The sequence below is a fragment of the Serratia sp. NGAS9 genome (assembly GCF_009905295.1).
GTDB lineage: Bacteria > Pseudomonadota > Gammaproteobacteria > Enterobacterales > Enterobacteriaceae > Serratia > Serratia bockelmannii.
The window spans coordinates 3,032,820-3,048,937 of sequence record NZ_CP047605.1 but is presented as its reverse complement, the minus strand read 5'-3'; the positions used below and the strand labels follow the sequence as shown (position 1 = coordinate 3,048,937).

Below are 16,118 nucleotides of genomic sequence, written 5' to 3'. Positions count from 1 at the left end.
TTGTCGCCTTGCTGCGACGCCAATTATTTAGGGGATAGGCGGTAACGAAGGCTAGCTGGATGCTGACCGCGTTGCCGCTTTTTTTCCTCAAGTTCTTCTCATTTTGGCCGATAACCGAAACAGGCTGAGCGAACAGGCTCAGCAGCTCAATTAAGAACCCTGTGGGCCACCGGCGCCGCAGCATAAGGAATTCCGATGTCCAATAGCTTAATCAATACCGCGATGAGCGGGCTGAATGCGGCTCAGGTGGCGCTCAGTACCGTCAGCAACAACATCTCCAACTACAACGTGGCGGGCTACAACCGCCAGACCGCGATCCTGGCGCAGAACGGCGGCATGGCCACCATGAGCGGCTTTATCGGCAACGGCGTGACCGTCACCAGCGTTAACCGCGAGTACAACCAGTTCATCACCAACCAGCTGCGCGGCGCACAAAGCGCGTTCGGGGCGCAGAACGCCTATTACGAGAAGATTTCGCAGATCGACAATCTGTTGGCGAGCAAGACCAACCCGCTGTCGACCAACATGCAGGATTTCTTCACCAACCTGCAGAACCTGGTGAGCAACGCCGGTGATGATGCCGCGCGCCAAACGGTGCTGGGCAAGGCCAACGGCCTGGTGAACCAGTTCAACAACACCGACAAATTTCTGCGCGACATGGACAACGGCGTCAATCAGCAGATCAGCGATACGGCGCAGCAGATCAACAGCTACGGCCAGCAGATCGCCAAGCTGAACGATGAGATCACCCGTTTGCGCGGCAGCGCCGGCGGCGAGCCAAATGCGTTGCTGGATCAGCGCGATCAGCTGGTCACCGAATTGAACCAACTGGTGGGCGTACAGGTCACGCAACAGGACGGCGACGCCTATACCGTCTCCTTCGCCAACGGCTTGACGCTGGTGCAGGGCAGCAATACGTATCAGGTGGAAGCCGTGCCTTCCAGCAGCGATCCTTCCCGTCTGACCATCGGCTATAACCGCGGCAACGGCGCCAGCGAAGTGCCGGAAGGCCAGATCACCAGCGGCACGCTGAGCGGCGTGCTGAAATTCCGCAGCGAAACGCTGGACGGCGTGCGCAATCAGCTGGGCCAGTTGGCGCTGGCGATGGCGGACAGCTTTAACCAACAGCATCGCGCCGGCTTCGATCTGAACGGTGACGCAGGCGGCGACTTCTTCAGCTTCAGCGGTGGCCGGGTGGTGGATAACACCCGCAACACCGGCGACGCGTCGCTGTCGGTTTCTTACACCGATACCGGCAAGGTGAAGGCTAACGATTATCGCGTTGAGTTCGACGGCAGCAACTGGCAGGTCAGCCGCCTGCCGGACAATGTGAAAGTCAACGCCACGCCGGGCACCAGCGCCGACGGCAAACCGACGCTGAACTTCGACGGGTTGGAAGTGAGCATCGACGGCAATGCGCAGGCCAAAGACAGCTTCACCGTGAAGCCGGTCAGCGACGTGGCGGGCAACCTGAAAGTGGCCATCACCGATTCGTCCAAGATCGCCGCCGCCGGTAAAGACGACAGCGGCCGCGGCGATAACGAGAACGCCAAGAAGCTGCTGGATCTGCAAACCAAAAACCTGGTGGACGGCAAAGCGACCCTGAGCGGCGCTTACGCCGGCATCGTCAGCGGCGTCGGCAACCAGACCGCCGCCGCCAAGGCCATCGCTACCTCGCAGGCCAAAATCGTCACGCAGCTGGGCGCGCAACAGCAGTCGATGTCCGGCGTCAACCTTGACGAAGAGTACGGTGAACTGCTGCGTTTCCAGCAGTACTACATGGCCAACGCGCAGGTGATTCAGACCGCCAGCTCGCTGTTCGACGCGCTGCTGAATATTCGTTGATTTCATTGTTAATCGGCGCCGATAACGGCGCCGGTCGCTCAGAGTAAGGAACCCACAGCATGCGCATGAGCACCAGCATGATGTACCAACAGAACATGAACGGCATCACGGGCAACCAGTCGCTGTTCATGAAGGCGGCCGAGCAGCTTTCCTCGGGCAAGCGGGTGATCAACCCGTCCGACGATCCGCTGGCGGCGTCGCGCGCGGTGATGTTGTCGCAGTCGCAGGCGGAAAACAGCCAGTACACGCTGGCGCGCACCTTCGCTCGTCAGAACGTGTCGATGGAAGAAACGGTATTGGCCGGCGCGACCTCCACCATCGCGGATATGAAGGCGCTGATCGTCAACGCCGGCGGCACCGAAAGCGATAACGATCGCCAGTCGCTGGCCACCCAACTGCAGGGGCTGAAAGATCAGCTGCTGAACCAGGCCAACAGCACCGACGGCAACGGCCGCTATATGTTCGGCGGATATGTGAACGACAAGGCGCCGTTCGTCGATAACGGCGGCACCGTCAGTTATCAGGGCGGGGACAAGACGGTTCAGCAGAAAGTGGACGCCAACCGCACCATGACCATCGGCCATACCGGCAACGCGGTGTTCATGTCGTTGACCAGCAATCCGAAGCCCGAGCCGGACGGCAGCGCGCCGGTCAGCAACGTATTCGAGAGCATCGATATTGCGCTGAACGCGTTGAAAACCCCGCTGCAGGGCGCCGACGAGGCCACCAAGCAGCAGGTGAACGATGCCTTGGCGAAAGCCAACCGCGGTCTGGACAACTCCTACAACAACGTGTTGAGCGTGCGCGCCGAGCTGGGCAGTCAGCTGCAGGAAATGGATCAGCTGGACAGCATCGGTAAAGAGCGTGACATGACCAACCAGATCCAGATGAGCGCGTTGACGGATGCCGATCTGGCCGAGTCTATCTCGTCTTATTTCATGCAGCAGGCAGCACTGCAGGCGTCGTATAAAACCTTCAGCGATATGCAGGGCATGTCGCTGTTCCAGATGAATCGTTAAGAGCAATACCCCGTTGCCTGACCGCGACGGGTTTCCCTTTAGTGCGCTTAGAAAATGCCTTCTCCGCCTCGCGGGGAGGGAGGCTTCTTGAAACCGGGTGCACTCGTTTGGCGCGTCGCTCGTTCTCCCACTACTGACTGAGTGACGCGCCTTTTTTTCATCAGGAAAGAAATAATACGATTGTCACCCCTGTTTAATGCGCAATGGCATTATTGAAATCAGCGGTGGAAGAATCTCGATGGATATTATTTCCCTGACGATAAATAGCGCTACTATTTCTTTTTCTTCTCCACTTTCCATTTTCCGTCGTCGGCCGTCTCGGTAAACGAAACTCTAAACTTGTTGCTTTTCCAGTGGGTCAGACCGAATAACCGGCGTGCTTTGCGGTTGCTTTTCGCTTTAATCATTTTCTCGCTCCTGTGGTTAGCAAAGGTCGATGCTGCGCCCTGCAGCCGGCAGGCGCCGGACGCATTTATTCAGGGTGTAAGTTATCTGTCGCGCATTTTACCCTGCGTGACTGCGTTATTTTTTATTTCCAATTGGGAGCCAGCGTTTTTATCGCCGCTGATGGCTAGCGTGGTACAAGCGATATTTCTGTTGCCGGGTCTATTCTAGGTCGGGGTTTTATTTATTCAAGCCGCCGGAGACATTTGAACCTTAATCCGGATAAAAGGCGTTTCTCAGGCTTTTGTCCCAAGAAAGCGTTTTTATTGCCATTTTGTCTCAGGCAGATAAGGGGGAAAGGGAGGGGCGTTGCAGGGGCTTAGAAGGTCATGCCGCCGATTACCGCCGCCAGTCGATCGAAGATTTCACCGAACAGATGTTCACAGAACGGCGCCAGCATCGGCATCATCATACCCAGCGTCATGATGCCGAAGGTCATGGTGACCGGGAAACCGATCACGAAGACCGACAGCTGCGGGGTCATGCGATTGAGCAGGCCGAGCGCCATGTTCAGCGTCAACAGCAGGCAGATCAGCGGCAGCGCCAGCATCATGCCGTTGATGAAAATCAGCGAGCCAACCTGGGTCAACACCAGGAAGCCGTTGCCGTTCAGCGGCTGCGTTTGGATAGGCAGGGTATGGAAGCTGTCCGCCAGCAGTGAAATCAGCCACAGATGGCCGTCGAAGCTGAGGAACAGCAGCATCGCCAGCAGGTTAAGCAGGCGCGCCAGCACCGGCATGTTCGGGCCGCCGCTGGGATCGAAGAAGGTGGCGAACGACAGGCCCATCTGCATGCCGATCACTTCGCCCGCCAGGCGCACCGCCGCGAAGGCGAACTGCATGGTCAATCCCAGCGCCACGCCGATCAGAATCTGTTGAACCGCCAGCCACAGGCCGGCGGCGGAGAAGATCGGGATATTGCTGGCGGGCAGCGTCGGCGCGATCAGGATGACGATCAGCCCGCCAAGGCCGATTTTGACCTTTTTGCTGATTTGTTTTTCGCTGAATATCGGCGCGGTGCTGATCAGCGCCAGAATGCGCAGCAGCGGCCAAAAGTAGTGGCTGAGCCAGACGGTGAGCTGGGCGCTGTCGAAGGTGAGCACGGTCAGCCGATCAGGGTGGGCAGGTTGCTGAACAGAGTGCGCATGTAGTCCAGCAACAGATTCAACATCCAGGGACCGGCGATGATGATGGTGGCCACCACCGCCAGAATTTTAGGGATGAACGACAGCGTCATTTCGTTGATCTGGGTGGCGGCCTGCAGCAGGCTGACGACCAGGCCGCTGATCAGCGCCGCCAGCAGCAGCGGGGCGGCCAGCGCCAGCGCGACTTTCATCGCTTCGGTGCCGAGCGCCATAACCGATTCAGGTGTCATCTCGCGTTCTCCGGTCAGGGGTTACGAATAGAAGCTCTGCGCCAGCGAGCCGAGCAGCAGCTGCCAGCCATCGACCAGCACGAACAGCATCAGCTTGAACGGCAGCGAGATGGTGGCGGGCGGCACCATCATCATCCCCAGCGCCATCAGCACGCTGGCGACCACCAGGTCGATAATCAGGAACGGAATGAACACCGTAAAGCCGATCTGGAAGGCGGTTTTCAGTTCGCTGGTGACGTAGGCGGGCAGCAGGATGCGCATCGGCACCGCCTCCGGGCCGGCCAGCGGCGGCTGATTGGCCAGTCTGGCGTACAGCGCGAGATCGGTTTCGCGCGTTTGGCGCAGCATGAATTCGCGCAGCGGCTGCGCGCCTTTATCCAGCGCGACTTCCAGCCCGATTTTGTCCTGGCTGAACGGCAGGTAGGCGTCCTGATAAACCTTGTCGAACACCGGCGACATGATGAAGAAGGTCAGGAACAACGCCAGCCCCAGCATCACCTGGTTCGGCGGCGCCGAAGGCGTGCCCAGCGCGTTGCGCAGCAGGCCGAGCACGATGATGATGCGGGTGAAGCTGGTCATCATCAGCAGCATGGCCGGCAGGAAGGTCAGCGAGGTCAACAGAACCAGCGTCTGCACCGGCAGCGACCAGCTTTGGCCGCCGTTGGCCAGCGGCTGACTGATCAGCCCCGGCAGTTGTGCCAAAGCCGCCGGGCTGATGAACAGCAGGGCGGCAGGGAGCCAAACCGCCGGACGGCGGACGAGGGTATGAAGAGTCGAGGTCATGCCGATTTTTCCGGGCGTTTCAGAACTTTTTGCATCAGTTGGCGGAAGTCCGCCGGCGTCGCCACGTCGGCCGCGCCCTCGTCTTTCGGCGGGGCGGGCAGGGTGTGCAGCGGGGTGATCTGCTGGGCGGTGACGCCCAGTACCAGCAAGGTGTCATCGACTTCCACCACCACCACGCGCTCGCGCTGCCCGACCTGGCAACTGGCGCGCAGGTTGAGCAGTTTGTTGTTGCGCGCCTGCGGGGCGAAACCCAGCCGACGGAACAGCCAACCGGCCAGCAGGATCAGCAGCAGAATGCCGCCGAGCGCGCTGCTGACCTGCATCAACACCGAACCGGCCGGCAGGGCCGGCGCGGCGGGGGATTGGCTGCTTTGAACGGTTACGGGCGCCGCAACGGTCATCAGCGGCTCAGTCGACGCATGCGTTCGGACGGGGTGATAATGTCGGTGATGCGCACGCCGAACTTGTCGGCCACCACCACCACTTCACCTTGTGCGATCAGGTAACCGTTAATCAGGATGTCCAGCGGCTCGCCGGCCAGGCCGTCCAGCGCCACCACCGAGCCTTGCGACAGGCGCAGCAGCTCTTTGATGGTCATCTTGGTGCGCCCCAGTTCCACGGTCAGCTTGACCGGAATATCCAGGATCAGGTCGATATCCTGCAGGCTGCCGAGCGCATCCTGAGCTTCCAGCGACTTGAACACCCCTTCGGTGCTCGCGCCGGATTTCTCTGTCGACTGCTGCTCGTTAAACGCATCAGCCCACAGATCGTCTACGGATTCCTTTCCTTCGCCAGACGGTTGCTTAGGATCACTCATTGGGCTGTTCCTCACTCAGAGCATTCAAAATAGGGTTAATCAAATGTTCAACACGCAGGGCATATTGCCCGTTTAACGTGCCGTATTGGCTGGTCAGAACCGGTACGCCGTCCACATGGGCGATCAGGCGTTCCGGCTTGTCTATCGGTAATACATCGCCCGGTTGCAGCTTCAGGACTTTCGACAGCCGCATCGGGATATCGACGAAGTTGGCGATCAGCTCCAGTTCGGAGTGCTGCACCTGCTTCACCAGCGTTTCGCGCCAGTGGCTGTCTTCCTGCCGCGAATTTTCCAGCGGCGGGTTGGTCAACAGCTCGCGCAGCGGTTCGATCATCGCGAACGGAATGCAGATGTTGAACTCGCCGGTCAGCGCGCCGATCTCCACCTGGAACGGCGTGGTGACCACGATGTCGTTCGGCGAGGTGGTGATGTTGGTGAACTTCACCTGCATTTCGGCACGCACGTACTCCACGTCGATCTTGTAGATGGCGCTCCAGGCGTCGCCATAGGCGTCCAGCGCCAGGCGCAGCATGCGTTTGATCACCCGCTGTTCGGTCGGGGTGAATTCGCGGCCTTCGACTTTGGTCGGGAAGCGGCCGTCGCCGCCGAACAGGTTGTCGACGGCGATGAACACCAGACTCGGCGCGAACACGAACAGGGCAGTGCCGCGCAGCGGATTCAAATGCACCAGGTTCAGGTTGGTCGGCACCGGCAGGTTGCGGGCGAACTCGTGATACGGCTGGATTTTGATCGGGCCGACGGTAATGTCCGGGCTGCGGCGCAGCAGGTTGAACAACCCCATGCGGAACTGCCGGGCAAAACGTTCGTTGATGATTTCCAGCGCGTGCAGACGCTCGCGCACCACGCGGCGCTGGGTGTTCGGATCGTAAGGCTTAACCTCGCTCTCTTTGCCGACTATCGCTTCGGGTTCATCACCCGCGCTGTCGCCGTTGAGCAAGGCGTCGATCTCTGCCTGTGAAAGAATGCTATCGCCCATAGTGATTACCGCAGTATGAAGGCGGTGAACAGCACGTCGCTGACCACCTGCTTCGGTTGTCCCTTAACCAGCGGCGGGCTGAGCACGTCCTTAATCTGCGCCACCAGCTGTTGCTTCCCTTGTTCATTGGCCAGCTGGCCCGCTTCCTGACGGGAGAGCAGCATCAGCAAGCGGCTGCGCACTTCCGGCAGAAAATCGTTCAGCTGACGGCGGGTACTTTCGTCCGGCAGACGCAGCGTGAGTCCGATATACAGCACGCGATCCGGGTTGTTGTCCGGCGTCACCAGGTTGACGGTAAAGGTGTCGAGCGGCATGAACACCGGCGCGGCCGGCGGTTGCTGTTTGACGGCGGCCGGTTCGGCGCCGTTTTTATGCTGTTGCAGCAGCCACCAGCTGTAGCCCGCGGCGCCACAGGCGACGACGCTGATCAATACCAGCAGGATGACCAGAAGGGAGCGTTTCGGTGCTGCCGGAAGGGTGTTCTGAGACATAGCCAAATCTAATTCCTGTTGTTCCACCCGCAGCCTGCGAGGCGGCGGGCATGGCGCGCGGCAAAGCCGCACGCATGACATGTAAAGGTATTATCGCGTCTATCACGGCGTGCAATAGCCTGAATAGACGCGCAAATGGGTGCCAGCTTGGGCGTTTGCGGCGGCTCAGGCGAAAATATCGACGCCGTTGACCGCACTGGCCATGCGCTGCAGCGCCACCGGCGCGCTGACGCCGTCGGCGGCCGCAGCCTCACCGCCAGCATGTTCAGCATAGCTGGAACGCCCCTGGCCGTTGGACGCCTGCTGCTGCCCCTGTTGCCATTGCGGGGTGGACTCGCCGCCCACGCTGCTTTGCCCCAGGTTGATGCCGCTCTCCGCCAGCGCGTGACGCAGCTGCGGCATCGCTGCTTCCACCGCCGCGCGCACCTGACCGTGGGCGGAAGCAATGTGCAATTGCGCCTGCTGATCGTCCAGTTTCAGCGTGATCTGCAAGGCGCCCAGCTCCTGCGGGTGCAGGCGCAGCTCGGCACTTTGCTGGCCGTTGCGGTGGAACATCAGCACCTGTTGGTTCAACGCCTGCTGCCATTCCGGGCTGCCCAACTGCGCGTTGAGCTGCGGCGTAGGCGGTGCGGTCACCAGTGCGCTGGCCGGTGCGGCCGTTTGCGTTGGGCTGGCGGCGGCCAGGGCGACGGCATGGTTGAGCGTCGGTTGCTGCTGTGCATCGCTCGCCGGCAGCGGCTGTGCGGCACTTGCGCGCTCACCGCTGGTCGGTTGCGGGAGCGCCGCCTTGGCATTATCGTCGCCGGTGGCCGGCGTTTTCGCCCCTGTCAGCGACGGAGCAGGGGATGCCGATGAACGCGCGGCGGTTTTATCACCGGCCGCCGCAATGTTCAGCAGGCCATTGCCGGGCTGCAGTGCAGTCGCCTCGTCAGCGTTTTCCACCGGCAGCGAACGTTGGCCTTCGGTCGGTTGCGCCTGGGCGACGAGCGCGGCCGGCAGCATGGCGTACAGCGCCTGCAGCGTTGCGGCATCCAGCTCTTTGGCGGCGGCGATCGGTGGTTGCGCCGGTTTGTCGCCGGCGGTGGGTGCCTCGGCTTCGGCGCCTTCAGGTGAAAGCGCATCGGCTGGGGTGGCCGGGTTCTGCAGCAGGCCGCCGCGCTCGCCGAAGGTGGCTAGCAGTTGATTGAGCTGGTTGCGGCTCAGGGCCGGGGCGCGTTCCTCGTCCGCGCTCAGCGCGACCGGCGGCTGTTTGCCATCGGCGGCGGGCGCGAAACGTGCGCCGAGCAGCTGGGCGAAGGCCGACGACAACTGGCTCTCATCCAGCGCCGACGTCAGTTCGGCCAGGCCGCCGGCGTCGCCGGGTAAGGCCAGGCCGGGCAGGGCGTTCAGATTCATGGGTTGATATTCCTTTGTGCACTGCGTTGAGCGAACTCATCCATCAGTTTTTGATCCCGTTTGTTCTCCTGCTGCTGCTCCGCATTTAAGGCGCGGGTATGCAGGGTCTCGAAAGCGTTCAGCCGCTGTTGTTTGTCTTGCCATTGCTTCACCGCATGATCCACTTTCTGCCCCCACTGCAGCAGCTGCTGGCGGTGCTGGTCGATGGCCTGTTCCAGCGTGCCGATAAACTGCTGGTAGTTTTGCCAGCTAGAGCTGTCCATGCCGTCGCAAAGCGTATGATTCAGCTTCTGGCGGTATTCGTCCTGATAGTTGAGCAGCATCGACAGCTGTTGCTCTGCCGCCTGCTGCGCCTGCCGTACCTGGCCCAGCTGTTGCGCGGCCTGTTCCACCGCATCCTGCGCCAGATCTCGCAGGGTAATCAGGGGAGATTGTGATTTCATCGCTGTGCGCCTCTGGTGACGTTAAACAATCAACTGCTGCAGCTGTTGACAGGCTTCATCGTAGCCGCTGCGTTCAAAGATGCCCTGTTGCAGGTACGCTTCCATCTGCGGGTACAGCGTCATCGCTTTGTCCAGCAACGGATCGCTGCCGGCCGCGTAGGCGCCGACGCTGATCAGATCGCGGTTGCGCTGATAGCTGGCCAGCATCTGCTTGAAGGTGCGTACCCGGCGATAATGCTCTTCGTCGATCAGCGACGTCATGGCGCGGCTGATTGACGCTTCGATGTCGATAGCCGGGTAATGGCCGGCTTCCGCCAGGCGCCGGGACAGCACCACGTGGCCGTCGAGGATGGCGCGCGCCGAGTCGGCGATCGGGTCTTGCTGATCGTCCCCTTCGGTCAATACGGTGTAGAAGGCGGTAATGGAACCGCCGCCGCTGATGCCGTTACCCGCGCGTTCCACCAGCGCAGGCAGTTTGGCGAAGACCGAAGGCGGATAGCCTTTGGTCGCCGGCGGTTCGCCGATGGCCAGGGCGATCTCACGCTGCGCCATGGCGTAGCGGGTAAGGGAGTCCATGATCAGCAACACGTGCTGCCCGCGATCGCGGAAATCTTCGGCGATGCGGGTGGCGTAGGCCGCCCCCTGCATGCGCAGCAACGGCGATACGTCCGCCGGCGCAGCGATCACCACCGAGCGCGCCCGGCCTTCGGCACCGAGAATGTTCTCGATAAAGTCTTTGACCTCGCGGCCGCGCTCGCCGATCAGGCCAACGACGATCACATCCGCCTGGGTATAACGGGCCATCATGCCGAGCAACACGCTCTTGCCGACGCCGGAGCCGGCGAACAGGCCCATGCGCTGGCCGCGACCGACGGTCAGCAGACCGTTGATGGTGCGCACCCCCACGTCCAGCACCTGCTCGATCGGCGTGCGCTGCAAGGGGTTGAACGGCGCGGTGATCAGCGGCGCGCGGTAACCGGTTTCCGGTGAAGGCAGGCCGTCGAGCGGTTTGGCGCTGCCGTCCAGCACCCGTCCCAACAGGGCTGGGCCGAGCGGCAGCTGTTTGCCGGCGCTTTGGCCTTCCGGCGCGATGCGGGCGTAAACCCGCGCGCCCGGCACGATGCCTTCGACTTCTTCCAGCGGCATCAGGAACAGCCGCTGGCCGTTGAAGCCGACCACTTCGCTTTCCACTTCCTGCACTTCACCGGCGTCGTGCCGTTCGATGAGGCAGGTCGCGCCGAGCGGCAGCTGCAGGCCGGTAGCCTCCAGCACCAGCCCGGTGGCGCGGGTCAGGCGGCCGTAGCGGCGCACCGTCGGCGCGCGGGCGATGCGTTTTTCCAGCGTATCCAGAGAACTCAGCCAGCGGCCGAGACGCGCGGTCATCAGACTTCTCCCGGTGCCGCCAGGCGGCACAGTTCATGCCAGCGCGTCGCCAGGCTGGCGTCGAGATCGCCTTCCTCGGCGCTGACCTTGCAGCCGCCCGGATGCAGTTCGCCGTCCGCCAACAGGCGCCAGCCGTGCAGGCTGAGGGTAACCCCCAACTGTTGCTCGACGCGGGGGTAGTCGTCCGGGTGGACCCGCAGCTGCGGCTTGCCGTTGAACATCGGCTCCTGCTGGATCAGCTGTTGGATCTGCGCGAGCAGGGCGGTGCCGTCGCACACCGGCGGCTGGCCCAGCACCTGTTTGGCGGCGGTCAACGCCAGCTGCATCAACCGTGAAGCGATCACGCTGTCGAGCGCGTCCAGCGTGTGCTGGAATTCGGTAACCAACTGCTGCCAGTGGGCGGTCAGCGGCTGTTGCTGCTGCTGCGCTTCCAGCAGCCCTTGCTGACGGCCTTCTTCCAGACCGGACTGAAAACCGGCTTCATAGCCTTTTTGCTGGCCGTCGGCATAGCCCAACTGCTGGCCCTGTTGCTCAGCCTGCAGCCGCAGCGTCGCCAGCTGCTGTTGCAATTCGGCCTGCGCGTCCGGCGACGGATCGCTTTGTTCGAGATCCGGCAGCGGCGGCAGGTCGAACGCCGGTTTCTGTTCGCCCAAATCGTTGAGCGACCAGGGCTGCCAGGGCAGGGTGTTAATGCGATCAGACATAGGTGTCCTCGCCGCCGCCAATGATCATTTCGCCGGTTTCCGCCAGGCGTCTTACCACCAACAGGATGGCTTTCTGCTCGTTCTCCACCTGCGACATGCGCACCGGCCCACGGTTGGCCAGATCGTCGCGCAGGATGTCGGCGGCGCGTTGCGACATGTTCTTGAGGAACTTCTCGCGCAGCGGCTGTTCGGCGCCTTTCAATGCGATCAGCAGCGACTCGCCTTCCACTTCCTGCAGCAGACGCTGGATGCTGCGATCGTCGACTTCCACCAGGTTTTCGAACAGGAACATCTCGTCGATGATCTTCTGCGCCAGCTCGCCGTCGTATTCGCGCATCGCGTCGATGACCGCTTCTTCCTGCTGGGTTTTCATCAGGTTGATGATCTCGGCGGCGGTGCGCACCCCGCCCATTTTGCTGCGCTTGAGGTTCTGGCCGTCGAGCAGGTTGTTCAGCACTTCGGTCAGCTCCGCCAACGCCGCCGGCTGCACGCCGCCGAAGGTGGCGATACGCAGCATCACGTCGTTGCGCAGACGTTCGTCGAACAGGGCCAGGATATCCGCCGCCTGGCCGCGTTTGAGGTGCACCAGAATAGTGGCGATGATCTGCGGGTGTTCGTCGCGGATCAGATCGGCAGCGCTCTGCGGCTCCATAAAGTTGAGCGTTTCCATGCCGGTGGTGGTCTCGCGCGATTCGAGAATGTCTTCCAGCAGGCTGGCGGCGCGCTCTTCGCCCAGGGCCTTGACCAGCACCGAGCGCAGATAGTCGCTGGCGTTGACGCTCAGAGCCGCGTATTGCTCGGCGTCGTCTTCAAACTCGGTCAGTACTTCGCCGAGCTGTTTGTGCGAAACCTGGCTCATGCCGGCCATGGTGCCGCTCAGCAGCTGTACTTCGCGCGAGGAGAGGTGCTTGAACACCTCCGCCGCGCGATCTTCACCCAGCGTCATCAGCAAGATGGCGCTTTTGTCGGTTCCGGTCAGGCTCATATCTCGTTACTCATCCATTGGCGGATTACCAGAGCGACCACGCGTGGGTCTTTATCAGCCAGATCGCGGATCCGCTGGCTCTGGACTTCTGCGCTGACGCGCTGCTGCGATTTACGACGCTGCGCCAGCTCCTCGTTGCTCGGTTTGCCGCTGTCGGCCGGTTTGGCGGCAGGGGCATTGGCGGCGGCGATGGCGGCCTGTTGCGCCGCCTGGCGCTGTTGCAGCTGTGGCCGCACCAGTTTGCGCCACAGCAGCCAGGCCACCAGCAGCACCAGCAGATAGCGGCCCGCGTCGATCAGGCGATCGATAAACGACTGGCTTTGCCAGAACGGCAGTTCGCCACCGGTCACCTGACTGTCGGTAAACGGCGTGTTGACCACGTTCAGGGTATCGCCACGGCTGCTGGAGTAGCCCATCGCTTCACGCACCAGCGCTTCGATCTGCGCCAACTGCTCTTTGCTCATCGGCTGCGGTTTGCCGTCTTTATCTACGCCGAGGTAGTTGACTACCACGGCGACCGACAGACGCTGCACGGTGCCGGCTTTTTGCTGGGTGTGGCGAATGGTGCGGTCGAGTTCGTAGTTGGTAGTCGCGTCGCGACGGGTATTTTGCGGTACGCCGTTGGCCGCCGCGCTGCGGGTGGTTGCGGCGTTTTGCGCGGTGGCATTGGCATTGTTGCCTGCGGCGTTGGCCGGCTTGGCGGTCTCAATCGGCGCGGTGGCCGGTGCGCTTGGCTGATTGGACAGCGCGCCTGGCACGCCGCCCACCTGTGGCCCGCCGATCTGCTCGCTCAGGCTGGTTTGCTGAGAGCGAATAGCGGCTTTGTCAGGCTGTTGGTTAGGTTGGTACTGTTCATCGGTTTGTTCGCGCGTGGCGAAGTCGATCTGCGCCGTGACCTGCGCGCGCACGTTGGCGCTGCCGACCACCGGGGCGAGGATCGCCTCGATGCGGCGCTGGAAGCCGTTTTCCACTTCGTTGGCGTATTTCAGCTGCGAGGCGTTGAGATCGCGCCCGGTGCCGTCGGACTGCGTCAGCAGGCGGCCAGCCTGGTCGACCACGGTCACGTTGCCCGGCGGCAGGCCGGCGACGCTGCTCGACACCATATAAACGATGGCGTTGATCTGGCCGTCGTCCAGCGCACGGCCGGGTTGCAGGGTCAGCGTCACCGACGCGGAAGGGGATTTCTGTTCGCGTACGAACAGCGAAGGTTTCGGCAACGCCAGGTGAACGCGGGCGTTTTGCACCGGCCCCAGCGACTCGATGGTGCGCGACAGCTCGCCTTCAAGGGCGCGCTGATAGTTGATCTGCTCGCTGAACTGGCTGATGCCGAATTTTTCCTGATCCAGCAGTTCGAAACCGACGGCGCCGCCTTTCGGCAGCCCTTGCTGCGCGAGGCGCAGACGGGTTTCATGCACTTTTTCCGCCGGGATCAGCAGCGCTGCGCCATTTTCGGCAAAGCGATAAGGGATATTCATCTGCGTCAGCTGGGTGACGATGGCGCCGCCGTCGCGGTCGTTCAGATTGCTGTACAGCACGCGGTAGTCGGGGCTTTTCACCCACAACAGCAGCGCGACGACGATCGCGATCGCGGCGGAAGCGGCGACCAGCAACGGAATTTTCGGGTTGGCGCGCAGACGATTCCAGATGGCTTGCAGGCCGTTGTCGCGGCTTTCGCCGGCGGTTATCGAAGCACTCATTTTAGGTCTCGTCCTTCAATGGCGCTCACGATCCCGTATGGGCGGCTGAGCAGCTCCCTGCCAGGCTGATGAACGGTATGGTTAGCGTTGTGTGACAAAACAGACTCCCTGATACACATATCTTCTAAATAGCGGCGCTCCCATTTCTGGGCAGGCCATTATTCGCCTTATCAGACGATTCCGATTGCCCGATAAGCCGGGTTTTTTGCAGTTAATTAACCGCTTTAGGTCTGAAAACGCTGTGCTAGGGTGTGCATCATTGGAGAAGTGCAGGGTGAAAACGTCACCCGGCGAGACGAGATGATTGAGGATCAGATGGCGATTCAGGGCATTGAAGGGGTACTGCAGCAGATGCAGACCATGGCGGTTCAGGCCGGCAAGATGGGGCAGAATGCGGCGCCGCAGGGCGTCAGCTTCGCCAGCGAACTGACCGCGGCGCTCGGCAAGATCAGCGAGACCCAGCAAACGGCGCGCAAACAGGCGCAGGATTTCGAACTGGGCGTGCCGGGCATCAGCCTGAACGATGTGATGGTCGATCTGCAGAAATCGTCGGTGTCTTTACAGCTGGGCGTACAGGTGCGCAACAAGCTGGTGGCGGCCTACCAGGATATTATGAATATGCCGGTGTGATGAACGTGCCGATCATTTTTCAGTGAAATTTGGGTCGGCGCTGTTACCCTATAGCGACGGTCATTTATCGGGATAGGATGATGTACAAATCGCTGTATCTTGCTCTGGGTATCATGGCGTTGTCTGGATGCGCCGGGCAAAACGATGACTATTCATCGGCACAAAAAAATGCGGCTCATCAGGACGCCGGCAAAGAATGGAAAGCGTTTGTCGCACCACTGTCGGTGAAAACGCAGTCGCCCGGCGAGCGAGAAATGAAACGCGCTGCCCGGCAATACTGAAGTCACGACTTCAGCCAATAGGCAAAAAAAACCAGCTATCGAAATAGCTGGCTGAAGGTGCGATAAAACATTTATGTATGTGATGTAGGAGCGTCGACGCCCGCTCGAAGTGGTGCCGACGCGGTTATCATATTTGTTATGTTATAACAAATCAATGCTGCTGTGCGTTTGCTTCAGCCTGCCAATTCTGCGATCCGCTCGCGGGCGTTCGCCAACCCCTGAGCGAGGCCGTGCGGTTTCATATCCAGCCCTTCGGCATAGATAAACTGCACGTCGCCGATCCCCATCAGCCCCATCACCGAGCGCAGGTACGGCGTCACGGCGTCGGTCGGCTGGCCGGCGTGTATGCCGCCGCGTGAACTGAATACCAGCGCATTGACGCCTTCTACCAGCCCCACTGGGTAAGTGGCGGTATAGTTGAACGTCACCCGGGCGCGGGCCACCAGATCGAACCAGTTTTTCAGCTGGGTTGGAACGTTGAGGTTATACATCGGCGCGCCGATCAGCAGCAGATCGCTCCCTTTCAGTTCGGCAATCAGCCGGTCGGAGAGCGCTACCGTCGCTTTGGCGCGTGGGCTGATGTTTTCTGCGCCTCGCAGCGCATCGAACAGCTCGCCGTCCAATACCGGCAGATCCAAGGCCGTCAAATCGTGTTCGACGATCTGATCTTCATATCCTTTGGCCCGACGCGCCGCCAGATAGTGGTCAATCAGGTTATTGGTCTGCGAGTCGTTTCCCATAATGCTGGATTTGAGTACCAGTATTTTTTTCATGCTGTTGTCCTCTGACGGTAATCTGTGGTTTTCACCGGGACTCCGGAATGACTGCAG

The 16,118-nt window shown here is 61.2% G+C and carries 19 protein-coding genes; 4 read left to right on the top strand and 15 right to left on the bottom strand.

Annotated elements, in window-relative coordinates:
* The first annotated feature begins 195 nt into the window (after positions 1-195).
* Together flgK and flgL are read left to right on the top strand one after the other, a co-directional pair.
* Positions 196-1,845 carry a flagellar hook-associated protein FlgK gene (flgK, locus tag GUC32_RS14610; protein WP_033643519.1) on the top strand — a complete coding sequence of 550 codons (1,650 nt, stop codon included), beginning with the start codon at positions 196-198 and terminating at the stop codon, positions 1,843-1,845.
* A gap of 59 nt (positions 1,846-1,904) precedes the next feature.
* The gene (gene flgL, locus GUC32_RS14605; RefSeq protein ID WP_016927302.1) at positions 1,905-2,864 is read left to right on the top strand and encodes a flagellar hook-associated protein FlgL; all 960 of its coding nucleotides are present in this window, start codon (positions 1,905-1,907) and stop codon (positions 2,862-2,864) included.
* Between the two features lie 272 nt (positions 2,865-3,136).
* Here flgL and sra read toward each other — a convergent pair whose 3' ends face one another.
* The 14 genes from sra to fliF form a co-directional block, all read right to left on the bottom strand.
* Entirely contained in the window at positions 3,137-3,271 is a 135-nt protein-coding gene (gene sra / locus GUC32_RS14600) for a stationary-phase-induced ribosome-associated protein (RefSeq protein ID WP_342122093.1), read from the bottom strand.
* A gap of 356 nt (positions 3,272-3,627) precedes the next feature.
* Positions 3,628-4,410: a flagellar biosynthetic protein FliR gene (fliR, locus tag GUC32_RS14595; RefSeq protein ID WP_043138626.1), complete on the bottom strand. Its 783-nt coding sequence runs from the start codon at positions 4,408-4,410 to the stop codon at positions 3,628-3,630.
* Positions 4,411-4,412: 2 nt separating this feature from the next.
* A complete protein-coding gene (gene fliQ, locus GUC32_RS14590) occupies positions 4,413-4,682 on the bottom strand; it encodes a flagellar biosynthesis protein FliQ (RefSeq protein WP_004934803.1) in 270 nt (89 codons plus the stop codon).
* A 21-nt stretch (positions 4,683-4,703) separates the two neighbouring features.
* On the bottom strand, positions 4,704-5,465 hold the full coding sequence (fliP, locus tag GUC32_RS14585; protein WP_025303257.1) for a flagellar type III secretion system pore protein FliP: 762 nt from the start codon (positions 5,463-5,465) through the stop codon (positions 4,704-4,706).
* Positions 5,462-5,866, bottom strand: coding sequence for a flagellar biosynthetic protein FliO (gene fliO / locus GUC32_RS14580; RefSeq protein ID WP_025303256.1), 405 nt, complete (start codon positions 5,864-5,866; stop codon positions 5,462-5,464). Before fliO ends, fliP begins: the two co-directional genes overlap by 4 nt.
* A complete protein-coding gene (fliN, locus tag GUC32_RS14575) occupies positions 5,866-6,282 on the bottom strand; it encodes a flagellar motor switch protein FliN (RefSeq protein ID WP_038876868.1) in 417 nt (138 codons plus the stop codon). Before fliN ends, fliO begins: the two co-directional genes overlap by 1 nt.
* Positions 6,275-7,279: a flagellar motor switch protein FliM gene (fliM, locus tag GUC32_RS14570; RefSeq protein WP_025303254.1), complete on the bottom strand. Its 1,005-nt coding sequence runs from the start codon at positions 7,277-7,279 to the stop codon at positions 6,275-6,277. The genes fliN and fliM overlap by 8 nt, the downstream gene beginning before the upstream one ends.
* Before the next feature lie 5 nt (positions 7,280-7,284).
* On the bottom strand, positions 7,285-7,770 hold the full coding sequence (fliL, locus tag GUC32_RS14565) for a flagellar basal body-associated protein FliL (protein WP_025303253.1): 486 nt from the start codon (positions 7,768-7,770) through the stop codon (positions 7,285-7,287).
* 165 nt (positions 7,771-7,935) lie between these two features.
* Entirely contained in the window at positions 7,936-9,165 is a 1,230-nt protein-coding gene (locus tag GUC32_RS14560) for a flagellar hook-length control protein FliK (protein WP_141998317.1), read from the bottom strand.
* On the bottom strand, positions 9,162-9,608 hold the full coding sequence (fliJ, locus tag GUC32_RS14555) for a flagellar export protein FliJ (RefSeq protein WP_043138615.1): 447 nt from the start codon (positions 9,606-9,608) through the stop codon (positions 9,162-9,164). The genes GUC32_RS14560 and fliJ overlap by 4 nt, the downstream gene beginning before the upstream one ends.
* A gap of 21 nt (positions 9,609-9,629) precedes the next feature.
* The gene (gene fliI, locus GUC32_RS14550) at positions 9,630-10,991 is read right to left on the bottom strand and encodes a flagellar protein export ATPase FliI (protein ID WP_004934781.1); all 1,362 of its coding nucleotides are present in this window, start codon (positions 10,989-10,991) and stop codon (positions 9,630-9,632) included.
* Entirely contained in the window at positions 10,991-11,695 is a 705-nt protein-coding gene (fliH, locus tag GUC32_RS14545) for a flagellar assembly protein FliH (RefSeq protein ID WP_025303250.1), read from the bottom strand. Before fliH ends, fliI begins: the two co-directional genes overlap by 1 nt.
* Positions 11,688-12,680, bottom strand: a complete 993-nt coding sequence (fliG, locus tag GUC32_RS14540; protein WP_025303249.1) for a flagellar motor switch protein FliG — start codon at positions 12,678-12,680, stop codon at positions 11,688-11,690. The genes fliH and fliG overlap by 8 nt, the downstream gene beginning before the upstream one ends.
* Positions 12,677-14,377: a flagellar basal-body MS-ring/collar protein FliF gene (gene fliF / locus GUC32_RS14535; RefSeq protein ID WP_043138608.1), complete on the bottom strand. Its 1,701-nt coding sequence runs from the start codon at positions 14,375-14,377 to the stop codon at positions 12,677-12,679. Before fliF ends, fliG begins: the two co-directional genes overlap by 4 nt.
* 315 nt (positions 14,378-14,692) lie before the next feature.
* Here fliF and fliE point away from each other — a divergent pair, with 315 nt between their 5' ends.
* Both fliE and GUC32_RS14525 read left to right on the top strand, forming a co-directional pair.
* Entirely contained in the window at positions 14,693-15,007 is a 315-nt protein-coding gene (gene fliE / locus GUC32_RS14530) for a flagellar hook-basal body complex protein FliE (RefSeq protein ID WP_025159836.1), read from the top strand.
* 80 nt (positions 15,008-15,087) lie between these two features.
* Positions 15,088-15,288 (top strand): hypothetical protein, encoded by a 201-nt coding sequence (locus GUC32_RS14525; RefSeq protein WP_025303247.1) that lies wholly within the window; start codon positions 15,088-15,090, stop codon positions 15,286-15,288.
* 173 nt (positions 15,289-15,461) lie between these two features.
* Here the strand turns inward: GUC32_RS14525 and GUC32_RS14520 are convergent, their stop codons facing one another.
* Positions 15,462-16,061: an FMN-dependent NADH-azoreductase gene (locus GUC32_RS14520; protein WP_025303246.1), complete on the bottom strand. Its 600-nt coding sequence runs from the start codon at positions 16,059-16,061 to the stop codon at positions 15,462-15,464.
* Positions 16,062-16,118 lie beyond the last annotated feature (57 nt).